Annotated in this window: 12 protein-coding genes; 6 read left to right on the top strand and 6 right to left on the bottom strand. The window is 53.4% G+C overall.

Annotated features, from left to right (window positions below):
• Positions 1-222 precede the first annotated feature (222 nt).
• The gene (locus AC07RN_RS16680; RefSeq protein WP_478336861.1) at positions 223-1,806 is read left to right on the top strand and encodes an MFS transporter; all 1,584 of its coding nucleotides are present in this window, start codon (positions 223-225) and stop codon (positions 1,804-1,806) included.
• A 4-nt stretch (positions 1,807-1,810) separates the two neighbouring features.
• The gene (gene bglB / locus AC07RN_RS16675) at positions 1,811-2,950 is read left to right on the top strand and encodes a beta-galactosidase BglB (RefSeq protein WP_478336860.1); all 1,140 of its coding nucleotides are present in this window, start codon (positions 1,811-1,813) and stop codon (positions 2,948-2,950) included.
• Positions 2,951-2,991: 41 nt separating this feature from the next.
• Here the strand turns inward: bglB and argS are convergent, their stop codons facing one another.
• The gene (argS, locus tag AC07RN_RS16670; protein WP_478336859.1) at positions 2,992-4,725 is read right to left on the bottom strand and encodes an arginine--tRNA ligase; all 1,734 of its coding nucleotides are present in this window, start codon (positions 4,723-4,725) and stop codon (positions 2,992-2,994) included.
• A gap of 239 nt (positions 4,726-4,964) precedes the next feature.
• Between argS and AC07RN_RS16665 the strand changes: the two genes are divergently transcribed.
• Both AC07RN_RS16665 and cutC read left to right on the top strand, forming a co-directional pair.
• The gene (locus AC07RN_RS16665; protein WP_015959443.1) at positions 4,965-5,525 is read left to right on the top strand and encodes a VOC family protein; all 561 of its coding nucleotides are present in this window, start codon (positions 4,965-4,967) and stop codon (positions 5,523-5,525) included.
• A gap of 87 nt (positions 5,526-5,612) precedes the next feature.
• Entirely contained in the window at positions 5,613-6,356 is a 744-nt protein-coding gene (gene cutC / locus AC07RN_RS16660; RefSeq protein WP_478336858.1) for a copper homeostasis protein CutC, read from the top strand.
• Positions 6,357-6,474: 118 nt separating this feature from the next.
• Here the strand turns inward: cutC and cmoB are convergent, their stop codons facing one another.
• Genes cmoB through AC07RN_RS16635 form a run of 5 tightly spaced genes read right to left on the bottom strand, consistent with a single transcriptional unit; the run spans position 6,475 to position 10,052 of the window.
• Positions 6,475-7,446: a tRNA 5-methoxyuridine(34)/uridine 5-oxyacetic acid(34) synthase CmoB gene (cmoB, locus tag AC07RN_RS16655; protein WP_478336857.1), complete on the bottom strand. Its 972-nt coding sequence runs from the start codon at positions 7,444-7,446 to the stop codon at positions 6,475-6,477.
• Positions 7,443-8,183: a carboxy-S-adenosyl-L-methionine synthase CmoA gene (gene cmoA, locus AC07RN_RS16650; protein WP_449554154.1), complete on the bottom strand. Its 741-nt coding sequence runs from the start codon at positions 8,181-8,183 to the stop codon at positions 7,443-7,445. The genes cmoB and cmoA overlap by 4 nt, the downstream gene beginning before the upstream one ends.
• 40 nt (positions 8,184-8,223) lie before the next feature.
• The gene (locus AC07RN_RS16645; RefSeq protein ID WP_015959439.1) at positions 8,224-8,619 is read right to left on the bottom strand and encodes an MAPEG family protein; all 396 of its coding nucleotides are present in this window, start codon (positions 8,617-8,619) and stop codon (positions 8,224-8,226) included.
• 51 nt (positions 8,620-8,670) lie between these two features.
• A complete protein-coding gene (locus AC07RN_RS16640; RefSeq protein ID WP_478336856.1) occupies positions 8,671-9,489 on the bottom strand; it encodes a DUF72 domain-containing protein in 819 nt (272 codons plus the stop codon).
• Positions 9,486-10,052, bottom strand: coding sequence for a hydrolase (locus AC07RN_RS16635; RefSeq protein ID WP_449554152.1), 567 nt, complete (start codon positions 10,050-10,052; stop codon positions 9,486-9,488). Before AC07RN_RS16635 ends, AC07RN_RS16640 begins: the two co-directional genes overlap by 4 nt.
• Before the next feature lie 264 nt (positions 10,053-10,316).
• Between AC07RN_RS16635 and aspS the strand changes: the two genes are divergently transcribed.
• Together aspS and nudB are read left to right on the top strand one after the other, a co-directional pair.
• Positions 10,317-12,089 carry an aspartate--tRNA ligase gene (gene aspS, locus AC07RN_RS16630; RefSeq protein ID WP_015959436.1) on the top strand — a complete coding sequence of 591 codons (1,773 nt, stop codon included), beginning with the start codon at positions 10,317-10,319 and terminating at the stop codon, positions 12,087-12,089.
• A gap of 1 nt (position 12,090) precedes the next feature.
• Positions 12,091-12,534 (top strand): dihydroneopterin triphosphate diphosphatase, encoded by a 444-nt coding sequence (nudB, locus tag AC07RN_RS16625; RefSeq protein ID WP_015959435.1) that lies wholly within the window; start codon positions 12,091-12,093, stop codon positions 12,532-12,534.
• Positions 12,535-12,561 lie beyond the last annotated feature (27 nt).

Raw genomic sequence — 12,561 nt, 5'->3', positions numbered from 1 at the left:
TGGCTCGCAAAAAATGACCCAACCTTTTGATGCAAAAGAAACGCTGTTTTATAAATCAGTGACACGCGTACTTAATCTCTTTGCATTATTGCCATTTGTTTCAGTGCGATGGCAGAAACAGAAAGGTATCCCCTTGGCGATACTTCTACTGTAGCCGTGTAAAAACTCCCGGATGAGGTTTGCTTCCCAGGGAGTCTCCCAAAACTGAAAGGGTTAACGGCAATGAAAACACGCAAAATAGGACTCTCAAATTATCTCGCTTATGGTTCAGGCGACTTTCTTGGCGCAGGCACGACCGCGCTGACGGCTGCCTGGCTTTTGTATTTTTACACGACCTTCTGTGGACTCTCGCCGATTGAGGCGACTTTCATCTTTGCTGCGGCAAGGGTTCTGGATGCCGTTGTCAGTCCGCTGATGGGCTTTTTGACGGATAACTTCGGTACCACCTGGCTCGGCAAACGGTTTGGTCGCCGCAAATTCTTTATCCTGCTGGGTATTCCCTGCGTATTTAGCTACTCACTGATGTGGGTAGGCGATATGGGATTCTGGTACTACCTGCTGACCTATCTGGTCTTTGATATCGTCTACACCATGATTCTGGTGCCATATGAAACACTGGTGCCGGAAATGACCGACGATTTCAAACAGAAGACCAAATTCTCTGGCGCACGTATCTCCATGGCGCAGATGTCGGCGATTCTGGCCTCTTTCCTGCCGGGTATTTTGCTGACGCATTTTGGCAAAGACAACGCCGTCTCTTTCTTCTACGCAAGCCTGGTGTTCTCCGTACTCTGCGCCGTCATGCTGACTTTCGTTTGGTTCTTTACCTGGGAACGTCCGCGAGAAGAGTGGTCTGAAGCGGCGCTCAGAGCGGAAGAAGAGAAGAAACAGCTCAACCTTGGGCAAAGCCTTAACCGTCTGTTTGTTGAGTTAAGCTCTACGCTGCGCGTGAAGATTTTCCGCCAGCATCTGGGCATGTATCTCGGTGGGTACATTGCGCAGGACGTGTTTAACGCGGTGTTCACCTATTACGTCGTTTTCGTGCTGATGCAGGAAGCGTCGATGGCGTCTAACCTGCTGGGCACAATGGCGATCTTCCAGTTCATCGCTGTTATCGCGATGATCCCGCTGTGCATCCGCTTTGGACCAGCGCCGTCATACCGCATGGTTGTGGTCCTGTTTGGTCTGGCGTCAATCTCCTACGCAGTGCTGTATTACGCAGGACTCAGCGATGTGTACGCACTGTTGCTGCTGGTCTCTGCCGTTGCGGGCCTGGGACGCGGCGGAATCAACTATGTTCCATGGAACGTGTACACCTACATCGCGGACGTCGATGAAGTGATCACCGGTCAGCGTCGCGAAGGGATTTTTGCCGGCATCATGACCCTGACGCGCAAAGCCTCGCAGGCGGGTGCCATCATGCTGGTCGGTATTGTGATGCAGATGTCTGGCTTTGTGAGCGGCCAGAAAACGCAGCCAGCAGAGGTCAGCCACACCATTCTGATGATTCTGAGTGTGGGCACCATTCTGGTCCTGATCTGCGGTTTCCTCGTTTCGTTGCGCTTCAAGCTCAACCTGCAAACGCACAGCACGCTGCGCGAAGAGACCGCCAAAATGCGGGAGTCCGGCCGGGCTATGCCTGAGACCGCCACGCCGCAGGCCCGCGCGACCGTCGAAATGCTGGCGGGAATGCCGTTCGAATCGCTGTGGGGTAACAACAATATCGGTTACCTGAATCGCAATAAACCTGCTGCAACTGCGCTGAAGGATCGCGCGGTACTGAACTCGACCTATCACAGAGGATAAGAAAATGAAGGTTTGGCCTGTCAAACATAGCCCGTTACTGCGTCAGCCTGAGCATTTTATTGCCAGGGATGAGCTGAAATCGCTGATTCAAAAGGTGACGCACAACCTGGTGAATATTAATGATAAAAACGGCGAGTTTTTACTGCGGCTGGACGATGGGCGCGTCATTGACACCAAAGGTTGGGCGGGGTGGGAGTGGACCCACGGCGTGGGGCTTTACGGAATCTGGCAGTATTACTGCCAGACCGGTGACGAGGAAATGCGTCAAATCATCGACACCTGGTTTGCCGATCGCTTTGCTGAAGGCGCCACCACCAAAAACGTCAACACGATGGCACCCTTTCTGACGCTGGCGTACCGTTACGAAGAAACGCAAAACCCAACGTATCTGCCGTGGCTGCAAACCTGGGCGGAATGGGCGATGAATGACATGCCGCGTACAGACCACGGAGGGATGCAACACATCACTCTGGCAGAAGAAAATCATCAGCAGATGTGGGATGACACGCTGATGATGACGGTGCTGCCGCTGGCGAAAATCGGCAAATTGTTGAATCGTCCCGATTACGTGGAAGAGTCGGTTTATCAGTTTTTGCTCCATGTCCAGAACCTAATGGACAGGGAAACCGGTCTGTGGTTTCACGGCTGGAACTACGACGGACAGCACAACTTTGCCAAGGCGCGCTGGGCGCGTGGGAACAGCTGGTTAACGATCGTGATTCCCGATTTCCTTGAGCTGGTTGATTTGCCGGAAAACAATGCCGTACGGCGTTATCTGGTACAGGTTTTAGATGCCCAAATTGCGGCGCTGGCGACGTGTCAGGATGACAGTGGGCTGTGGCACACCCTGCTCGACGATCCGAATTCGTATCTGGAGTCATCGGCGACGGCAGGCTTTGCGTACGGAATACTGAAAGCCGTGCGTAAGCGTTATGTGAGTGCGGAATACGCCAACGTGGCGGAAAGAGCGATTCGCGGGATAGTGAAAAACATCTCACCGGAGGGCGAGCTGCTACAAACGTCGTTTGGGACGGGGATGGGAAGCAATCTGGAGTTTTACCGTCAGATCCCGAGGACATCAATGCCTTATGGACAGGCGATGGCGATTCTGTGCCTTACGGAATATTTGCGAAAATATTTCTGATAATAAAAAACCCGGTATGTGCCGGGTTTTTTGTTTCTGCGTTACATACGCTCGACGGTTTCGATACCCAGGGTATCCAGGCCTAACTTCAGCGTTTTGGCCGTCAGCTGCGCCAGCTTGAGGCGGCTGTTGCGCGCTTCTTCATTATCGGCAGACAGGATAGGGCAGTGCTCGTAGAAGCCTGAGAACAGACCTGCGAGATCGTACAGATAAGAACACATCACGTGCGGGGTGCCTTCGCGGGCAACCACGGTCAGCGTTTCTTCGAACTGCAACAGGCGGGCAGCCAGCTGCGCTTCGCGATCTTCGGTGATGACGACGGCGGCGTTTGCCAGCGCGCTTTCATCGATATTGGCTTTACGGAAGACGGACAGCACGCGGGTGTAGGCATACTGCATGTACGGCGCAGTGTTGCCCTCGAAAGCCAGCATGTTATCCCAGTCGAAAATATAATCAGTGGTACGGTTCTTGGACAGATCCGCATATTTCACAGCGCCAATGCCCACTGCATTTGCCAGTTTTTCCAGCTCTTCGGCAGGCATGTCTGGGTTCTTCTCAGCCACCAGACGGCGTGCGCGTTCCAGCGCTTCGTCCAGCAGGTCGGACAGTTTTACCGTGCCACCCGCGCGGGTTTTGAACGGCTTGCCGTCTTTACCCAGCATCATGCCAAACATGTGGTGTTCCAGCGGAACGGATTCCGGCACATAACCGGCTTTACGCACGATAGTCCAGGCCTGCATCAGGTGCTGATGCTGACGGGAATCGATGTAATACAGCACGCGATCGGCATGCAGCGTTTCGTAACGGTATTTCGCACAGGCGATATCCGTGGTGGTGTACAGATAGCCGCCATCCTTTTTCTGGATGATCACGCCCATCGGTTCGCCTTCCTTGTTTTTATACTCATCAAGGAAAACAACCGTTGCCCCTTCGCTCTCTACCGCCAGTTTTTTGGCTTTCAGATCGGCCACGATACCCGGTAGCATTGGGTTATAAAGACTTTCACCCATCACGTCGTCACGGGTCAGCGTAACGTTCAGACGGTTATACGCGAGTTGGTTCTGGGACATGGTGATGTCAACCAGCTTGCGCCACATTTCGCGGAAGTATTCGTCGCCGCCCTGCAGTTTTACAACGTAGCTGCGCGCGCGTTCGGCGAAAGCTGCGTCTTCGTCGTAATGTTTTTTCGCTTCGCGGTAAAAACCTTCTAGGTCAGCCAGCGCCATTTCACCGGCATTTTCCTGCTGCTGTTTCTCAAGGAACGCGATCAGCATGCCGAACTGCGTTCCCCAGTCACCCACGTGGTTAGCACGAATCACTTTATGGCCGAGGAATTCCAGCGTACGGACAGCGGCATCACCGATAATAGTGGAACGAAGGTGACCGACGTGCATCTCTTTCGCCACGTTGGGGGCCGAGTAATCAACCACAATCGTTTCGGCCTTCGGCTGAGCAACGCCCAGACGTTCGGACTTCAGCGCAGCGTCAACGTGGCTTGCCAGGAAGGCAGGATCCAGGAAAATGTTGATGAAGCCAGGGCCTGCAATCTCAACCTTATTAGAGATGCCATTGAGATCCAGATGAGTCAGCACCAGCTCAGCGAGTTGTCGCGGCGGCATGCCCAGTTTTTTAGCCACTGCCATCACGCCATTGGCCTGATAGTCGCCAAACTGTACTTTTGCTGACTGACGAACCTGTGGTTCGCAATCCGCAGGCGCACCTGCGGCAATCAGTGCCTGACTGACTTTTTCGGAGAGAAGAGCCTGAATATTCACCTGGATACCTTACCTTTTTGAAGCGGATGAGCGACAACCCGCGCCAGTTTAAGAATTTAGGGCGGGAGTATACTGCAAATGGCACCTGGCGTCAGCATTGCACCGCCTCAAGAGCGTGCAGAAAACAGGCGATGAAAGAGTGCATAAGCATGCAACGGTAAAATCCTCAAAACTGCGGTTGGTTGACGGGAGCCAACAGAGTAAATTAGCGGCTTTGCGACACGATAAGAGACCTTCTGATGACGAACTGGCAATCCATTGATGAACTGCATGATATTTCCGCAGATCTTCCGCGTTTCACTCAAGCGTTCACAGAACTTGCCACTCAGCTTGGGCTGGATATTGCCCCCCTCGACGCGGATCACATTTCTCTTCGCTGCCATCAAAATGCGACGGCGGAGCGCTGGCGTCGTGGGTTTGAACAGTGCGGCGAACTGTTGTCTGAAACCGAAATTAACGGTCGTCCTATTTGTTTGTTTAAGCTTCGTGAACCCGTGTGCGTTGCGCACTGGCAGTTTAGCGTTGTGGAATTGCCGTGGCCGGGCGAAAAACGTTATCCGATTGAGGGCTGGGAGCATATTGAAATTGTGTTGCCGGGCGACCCCGACACTCTGAACGCCCGCGCTCTGGCCTTATTGTCAGATGAAGGTTTAAGCAAGCCGGGAATCTTTGTCAAAACCAGTTCACCGAAAGGGGCTCGCGAACGATTGCCTAATCCGACGCTGGCGGTGACGGACGGCAGGGTGACCGTGAAATTTCACCCGTGGACCCTCGAGCAAATCGTCGCGAGTGAGGCATAGCGCGCATAAGTTTGTGAACTCACGCGACGTCCGTCGTTTTGCGGCGTGGCATGATGGTACGTTAACGTCAATTTTAAGGAGGATGCCTTGGCGCTTTTGGAGATCTGTTGTTACAGCGCGGAATGCGCGGTAACGGCGCAACAGTACGGAGCCGATCGCATTGAATTATGTGCGGCGCCAAAAGAGGGCGGGTTAACGCCGTCATACGGCGTGCTGAAATCGGTTCGCCAGACCGTGACAATCCCGGTACACCCGATTATTCGCCCACGTGGCGGTGACTTTTTCTATTCAGCGGGTGAATTTGACGCCATGCTGGAAGACATCGCGATGGTTCGCGATCTGGGTTTCCCGGGGCTGGTGATTGGTCTGCTGGATGAAGATGGCAACGTCGATATGCCACGCATGCGTCAGGTTATGACGGCCGCGAAAGGGATGGCGGTGACATTTCATCGGGCGTTTGATATGTGCCGAAATCCGCTGCAAGCGTTTGATAAGTTGGCGGAATTAGGAGTGGCACGTATCCTGACATCGGGGCAGGAATCGTCTGCTGAGAAAGGAATAAAATTAATTACGGAACTTAAAGCACAATCAGGTGTTCCAATAATCATGGCAGGCGCGGGTGTCCGTGCCAGCAATCTGGAAATCTTTATCAACGCCGGGGTTGAGGAGCTTCACAGCTCAGCAGGCAAATGGACGCCTTCACCCATGCGTTATCGCAATACAGGATTGTCAATGTCGACGGATGCCGAAGCGGATGAGTATTCCCGCTATGGCGTAGAGGGAGAGTCGGTTGCGGTAATGAAATCGATAATTGAGCGTCATCACGTGTAGCAACGTACCGATTTTTACCGCGCATCATCTTGCCCAATATGATGCTTGCTTGTACCAGGCCCCTGCAATTTCAACAGGGGCCTTTTTTTATCGTTTGTTCCTCCAACCGATACTGTTTTTACGGCTTCGTGGCGATCAACACTGCGCGCATAGGCGCAGGATAGCCTTCGATCGTTTTTGTACTGTCGTTCGGATCGAGGAACTCTGCCAGGGATTCGGTTGTCAGCCATTCCGTGCGTCGCTGCTCTTCTGTCGATGTGACGCACACATCGGCGATACGCACATCCACAAAACCACACTTCTCCAGCCAGTTTTTCAACGCCAGGGCGGAAGGAATGAAATAGACATTGCGCATCTGCGCATAACGGTCGCCCGGTACCAGCACCGCATTTTCATCACCTTCAATCACCAGCGTTTCCAGCACCAGTTCGCCGCCGTTGAACAGTTGATCTTTCAATTGCCATAAATGCTCGAGCGGCGAGCGGCGGTGATAAAGCACGCCCATCGAAAAGACGGTGTCAAAGGCAGCCAGGGCAGGAAGCTGCTCGATGCCCAGCGGCAACAGATGCGCGCGCTGATCGTTACCCAGCAATTTACGCACGGCTTCAAACTGACACAGGAACAGCTGCATCGGGTCGATACCAACGGCCAGGTGCGCGCCAGCGCCGATCATACGCCACATGTGGTAACCGCTCCCGCAGCCCACGTCGAGAATCGTGCGCCCGGTCAAATCCGACAGATGAGGCAAGACGCGATCCCATTTCCAGTCGGAACGCCATTCGGTATCAATGTTCAGGCCATAAAGTGAAAACGGTCCTTTGCGCCAGGGCATGAGATTGCGCATTAATTTATCGAGGCGCAGCAGTTGCCCATCGCTCAGCGGTTCTTCGCTTTCAGCCGTTACGCTGTGCAACAGATCCAGTTTATACGGCGTCATTTCCGGTAAAAACTCGACGGCATTGCTCCACTGCTTAAACTGACCGTGCAGTTGTTCGCGCTGCCAGGCAGCAACCTGTGCGGGTAGTGTTTCGAGCCAGTGGGAGAGGTGGTTTTTAGCGATAAGCTGATAAAAATTGCTGAACTCAATCATGCCTGACCGCCTTTCAGTGCCACCAGAGAACCAAAGTTGAAGCACTGGAACCACAATTCGCTGTGTTCAAAACCGGCTTTATGTAAACGCGCTTTGTGGGCTTCGACGGAGTCGGTCAGCATCACATTTTCCAGCATGCTGCGCTTCTGGCTGATTTCCAGTTCGCTGTAGCCGTTAGCACGCTTAAAATCATGGTGCATGTTGAAAAGCAGTTCACCGACGCTGGCATCTTCGAAACTGAATTTTTCAGACAGGACCAGCGCGCCGCCGGGATTGAGCCCCTGGTAAATTTTGTCCAGCAACAACTGGCGATCGTCGGGTTCCAGAAACTGCAGGGTAAAATTCAGTACGACCATCGAGGCATTTTTGATCTCGATAGTGCGTATATCGCCTTCGATGACGTCGACCGGCGTGGGCGCTTTATAGGCGTCCAGGTGACGACGGCAGCGCTCAACCATGGCGGGAGAGTTATCGACAGCAATAATTTTGCAGCCTTGATGATGCACGTTACGACGAACGGACAACGTTGCCGCGCCCAGCGAGCAGCCCAGGTCATAGACCTGCGTGCCGGGTTGAACGAAACGCTCAGCCAGCATGCCGATCATAGAGATAATATTGGAGTAACCTGGAACAGAGCGCTGGATCATATCCGGGAAGACTTCGGCTACCCGTTCATCAAAGGTCCAGTCGCCCAGACTGGCGATAGGCGCGGAAAAAAGCGTGTCGCGATCGGTCATAACGTAAAAATCCGGGAAAAATAAAGTGGCGTATTGTGCGCTAATGAAACGAGAAAACCAACTCCCAAGGCATATACCACAGGTTTGCCAGCACCATCAGTAACAGTGAGCACCAGGTTGCGCTCATGCCGGAACGACGCCAGCGGAATAAGCGGTGATGAAAACCGTAGTAATGCATGATGCGCCCGGCGATCAACAGCAGACCGCAGACGTGAACCATCCAGGTTTCCGCGCCGTCCATTTCCATGAGCAGCAGCAGAATTAATGCAACAGGAATATATTCCACGGCATTGCCGTGAATGCGGATCGCGCTCTGTAATTCTGAAAATCCACCGTCACCGTAAGAGACACGGTATTGCATTCTCAGGCGCACAACATCGAACGAAAATTTAATCAGTAGTAATGCACCTAACACCGCGTACAGCGCGCTGACCATACAAACTCCCTGTTGTTTTGGCAGATGGCACTTCTATGATAGGGGCTGATTTCAGAAAAGAGAAGATTGTTGTGGGATGGCGGGGGCGGGGCCGAGAGACGGAGCGGCAGCCTGCAAGGCTTGCCAAAGAGCATCGACCAGTTCAGGGGCCTGAGCAATGTCCGGTGTATGCAAGAAAAGATACGGAGTGGTGGTCTGTTCCCATTTCGGCAACGTTTGTAGCCAGACGCCAAACATATCGCGATTTTGCTGCATGTTATCGCTGCCGATAAACCTGACCATCGGATTGTTGGCGGTGACAATCGCGTGAACCGGCACTTTCGGCTTTTTGCGCTGGGCCTCAATAATGGCTTCATTATGAGGAATAGCACTGTGCACTGGACGGCTATCCAAAATCACGCGATTGACGCCGCGTTCATGTAAGCCACGATTCAACGCTTTTTCAGCTTCGCCTTTCGCGAAAAACTCCGGGTGCCGAACTTCAACGCCATAGCTAAAGTCGCGGGGCAGGGCATCGAGAAATTGCCACAGCGCAGGTAAATCTCGCGGACTAAAGGTGGCGGGCAGTTGCAGCCAGTACTGTCCGATTCGATTTGCCAGCGGTGACATTCGTTCCAGGAATTCCTGCGTAAGATTACCGCAGTTTCGCAGCGCGGCGTTGTGAGAAATTGTCGCCGGAAATTTAAAGCAAAAGCGAAAATCATCGGTCGTTTGCTCGCGCCAGCGTTCAACAATTTCTGCTCGGGGAAGTGCGTACAGCGTGGTGTTGCCCTCGACGCAATTAAAGTGTCGGGCATACTCTTCGAGGCTAGTAATGCCAAGGCGCACCCATTTAGGGTGCGACCATTGCGGGAGGCCCAGATAAATCATAATGCGCTTAAAATCTCTTCCGTCGTGCGCACGCGACCGATACGCGGGAAGATATTTGTCATGCTGCCCATATGCTGGTCAGTCGCGGCTGCGCTGCAGGCGTCTTCGGCGATCACCAGATTAAAGCCCATCTCCCAGGCGTTTCGCGCGGTGGATTCCACACCGATGTTCGTGGCGATGCCGCACAGAATAATGGTGTCGATCCCGCGACGGCGTAGTTGCAGCTCTAGATCGGTGCCGTAGAACGCGCCCCACTGGCGCTTAGTGACTTCGATATCGCTATCTTGCTTGCCCAGCGCGAGCGGGTAATCCCACCAGTTGTCCGGCAGCGCCTGACCTGGGGTCTGCGCATCGACAGGTTGCTTCAGCGCTTCGGCAAAATCCGCAGACCAGCCCACACGCACCATCACCACGGGTGAACCGGTTTCGCGGCACTTCTCAGCGAGTCGCGCACTGCGGCTGACGACGTCCGCCGCCGCATGAGGGCCTCCGGCGAAGGGCAAAATGCCTTCCTGTAAATCAATCACCACAAGCGCGGTTTTGGTAGCATCCAGTGTGAACATGTTAACTCCAGTCAAATAATTAGCTTAGGTAACACCTTACGACGAGAAAGCCTGTTGAAGATCGGATAATTTTGTTAATTTTTGTGAGAATGCGCAATAAGAGTGCAGCAATCGCGCGTCTGGCGCGCTTCTCTCTTATCGTACGGCGGAATTTCCAGTATAATAGCCGCCTTTTTTCACCCATTAGTGACATACAGAAAGCTGCGACATAGTAGCCTGTCAAACAGGCGACATTTAGCCTGCGGCTAAATTAAGGGATATCTCATGCGTACAGAATATTGCGGGCAGTTACGTCAGTCCCACGTCGGACAGCAGGTGACCTTGTGTGGTTGGGTCAACCGTCGTCGTGACCTTGGTAGCCTAATCTTCATCGATTTACGCGATCGTGAAGGCATCGTTCAGGTGTTCTTCGATCCGGATCGTGCAGAGGCGTTAAAACTGGCCTCCGAACTGCGTAATGAGTTCTGCATCCAGGTTACCGGCACCGTGCGTGCGCGTGACGAAAAAAATATCAATGCGGACATGGCAACCGGTGAAATCGAAGTGCTCGCGTCCGATCTGACCATCATCAACCGTTCAGAATCGCTGCCGCTTGACTCCAACCACGTCAATACCGAAGAAGCGCGTCTGAAATTCCGTTATCTGGATCTGCGTCGTCCGGAAATGGCTCAACGCCTGAAAACGCGCGCCAAGATCACCAGCCTGGTGCGCCGCTTTATGGACGATCACGGTTTCCTGGATATCGAAACCCCGATGCTGACCAAAGCCACGCCAGAAGGTGCGCGCGACTATCTGGTCCCTTCACGCGTCCATAAAGGCAAATTCTACGCATTGCCACAGTCTCCTCAGCTGTTCAAACAGCTGCTGATGATGTCGGGCTTCGATCGCTACTATCAGATCGTAAAATGTTTCCGTGATGAAGACTTGCGCGCAGACCGTCAGCCTGAATTTACCCAGATCGACGTCGAAACCTCCTTCATGACCGCGCCGCAAGTGCGTGAGCTGATGGAAGCGCTGGTTCGCAGCCTGTGGCTTGATGTTAAAGGTGTGGATCTGGGCGATTTCCCGATCATGACCTTTGCTGAAGCGGAACGTCGTTACGGTTCTGATAAACCGGATCTGCGCAACCCGATGGAGCTGGTGGACGTTGCTGACCTGCTCAAAGCGGTTGAGTTTGCGGTCTTCTCCGGCCCGGCTAACGATGCGAAAGGCCGTGTGGCTGCACTGCGCGTTCCTGGCGGCGCAAGCTTGAGCCGTAAACAAATTGACGACTACGGCAATTTCGTGAAGATCTACGGCGCGAAAGGGCTGGCGTATATTAAAGTCACCGAACGTGCGAAAGGCATTGAGGGCATTACCAGCCCGGTTGCTAAATTCCTTAACGCAGAAATCGTTGAGTCCATTCTTGAGCGCACGGGCGCACAGGACGGCGATATGATCTTCTTCGGCGCGGATAACAAAAAAGTGGTTGCGGATGCACTCGGTGCGCTGCGTCTCAAACTGGGTAAAGACCTGAGCCTGACCGACGAAGCCAAATGGGCGCCGCTGTGGGTTATCGACTTCCCAATGTTTGAAGACGACGGTGAAGGCGGCTTGACCGCAATGCACCACCCGTTCACTTCCGCGAAAGACATGAATGCCGACGAGCTGAAAGCAGCGCCAGAAACTGCGATTGCTAACGCCTACGATATGGTTATTAACGGCTATGAAGTCGGCGGCGGTTCAGTGCGTATTCACAGCGGTGAAATGCAGCAGACTGTGTTCGGCATTCTGGGTATCAATGAGCAAGAGCAGCGCGAGAAGTTTGGCTTCCTGCTGGATGCGCTGAAGTACGGTACTCCACCACACGCGGGTCTGGCGTTTGGTTTGGATCGTCTGACGATGCTGCTGACCGGCACCGATAACATCCGTGACGTTATCGCCTTCCCGAAAACCACTGCCGCTGCGTGTCTGATGACCGAAGCGCCAAGTTTCGCTAACCCGGCATCTTTAGCTGAACTGGGTATCGACGTGGTGAAGAAGGAAGAGAAAAACTGATATGGCCTTTAAGCGTCCCGTTTCGGTGTTAGTCGTCATTTTTGCAGCCGACACCAGACGGGTGCTGATGTTGCAGCGGCGCGACGATCCTGATTTCTGGCAGTCGGTAACCGGCAGTCTGGAAGAGGGTGAAACCGCGCTGCAGGCCGCCGCGCGCGAAGTAAAGGAAGAGGTCCTGATTGATGTTGCCGACGAGCAACTGACCTTGATGAACTGCCAGCGCACGGTGGAGTTTGAAATTTTTAGCCATTTACGTCATCGCTATGCGCCGGGAATTCAGCGTAATACGGAATCATGGTTCTGTCTTGCGCTGCCCCACGAACGGGAAATTGTGTTCACGGAACATTTGACCTACCGCTGGGTTGATGCGACAGAGGCCGCAGCGCTCACCAAGTCGTGGAGCAATCGGCAGGCGATTGAAGAATTTGTAATTAATGTTAATTAATTTCCGAGCATTTTCGTTTCCGGCAAG

It is taken from the genome of Lelliottia sp. GFLA7, assembly GCF_056490165.1.
The sequence above is the reverse complement of the archived record's forward strand: the minus strand, read 5'-3'. Positions and strand labels throughout refer to the sequence as shown.

Coding starts and splice junctions, on each gene's coding strand:
- cmoB (WP_478336857.1), bottom strand. CDS start 7,446: ATGATTGAGTTCAGCAATTTTTATCAGCTTATCGCTAAAAACCACCTC.
- AC07RN_RS16635 (WP_449554152.1), bottom strand. CDS start 10,052: ATGTTCACACTGGATGCTACCAAAACCGCGCTTGTGGTGATTGATTTA.
- cmoA (WP_449554154.1), bottom strand. CDS start 8,183: ATGACCGATCGCGACACGCTTTTTTCCGCGCCTATCGCCAGTCTGGGC.
- AC07RN_RS16645 (WP_015959439.1), bottom strand. CDS start 8,619: ATGGTCAGCGCGCTGTACGCGGTGTTAGGTGCATTACTACTGATTAAA.
- aspS (WP_015959436.1), top strand. CDS start 10,317: ATGCGTACAGAATATTGCGGGCAGTTACGTCAGTCCCACGTCGGACAG.
- AC07RN_RS16665 (WP_015959443.1), top strand. CDS start 4,965: ATGACGAACTGGCAATCCATTGATGAACTGCATGATATTTCCGCAGAT.
- AC07RN_RS16640 (WP_478336856.1), bottom strand. CDS start 9,489: ATGATTTATCTGGGCCTCCCGCAATGGTCGCACCCTAAATGGGTGCGC.
- bglB (WP_478336860.1), top strand. CDS start 1,811: ATGAAGGTTTGGCCTGTCAAACATAGCCCGTTACTGCGTCAGCCTGAG.
- AC07RN_RS16680 (WP_478336861.1), top strand. CDS start 223: ATGAAAACACGCAAAATAGGACTCTCAAATTATCTCGCTTATGGTTCA.
- nudB (WP_015959435.1), top strand. CDS start 12,091: ATGGCCTTTAAGCGTCCCGTTTCGGTGTTAGTCGTCATTTTTGCAGCC.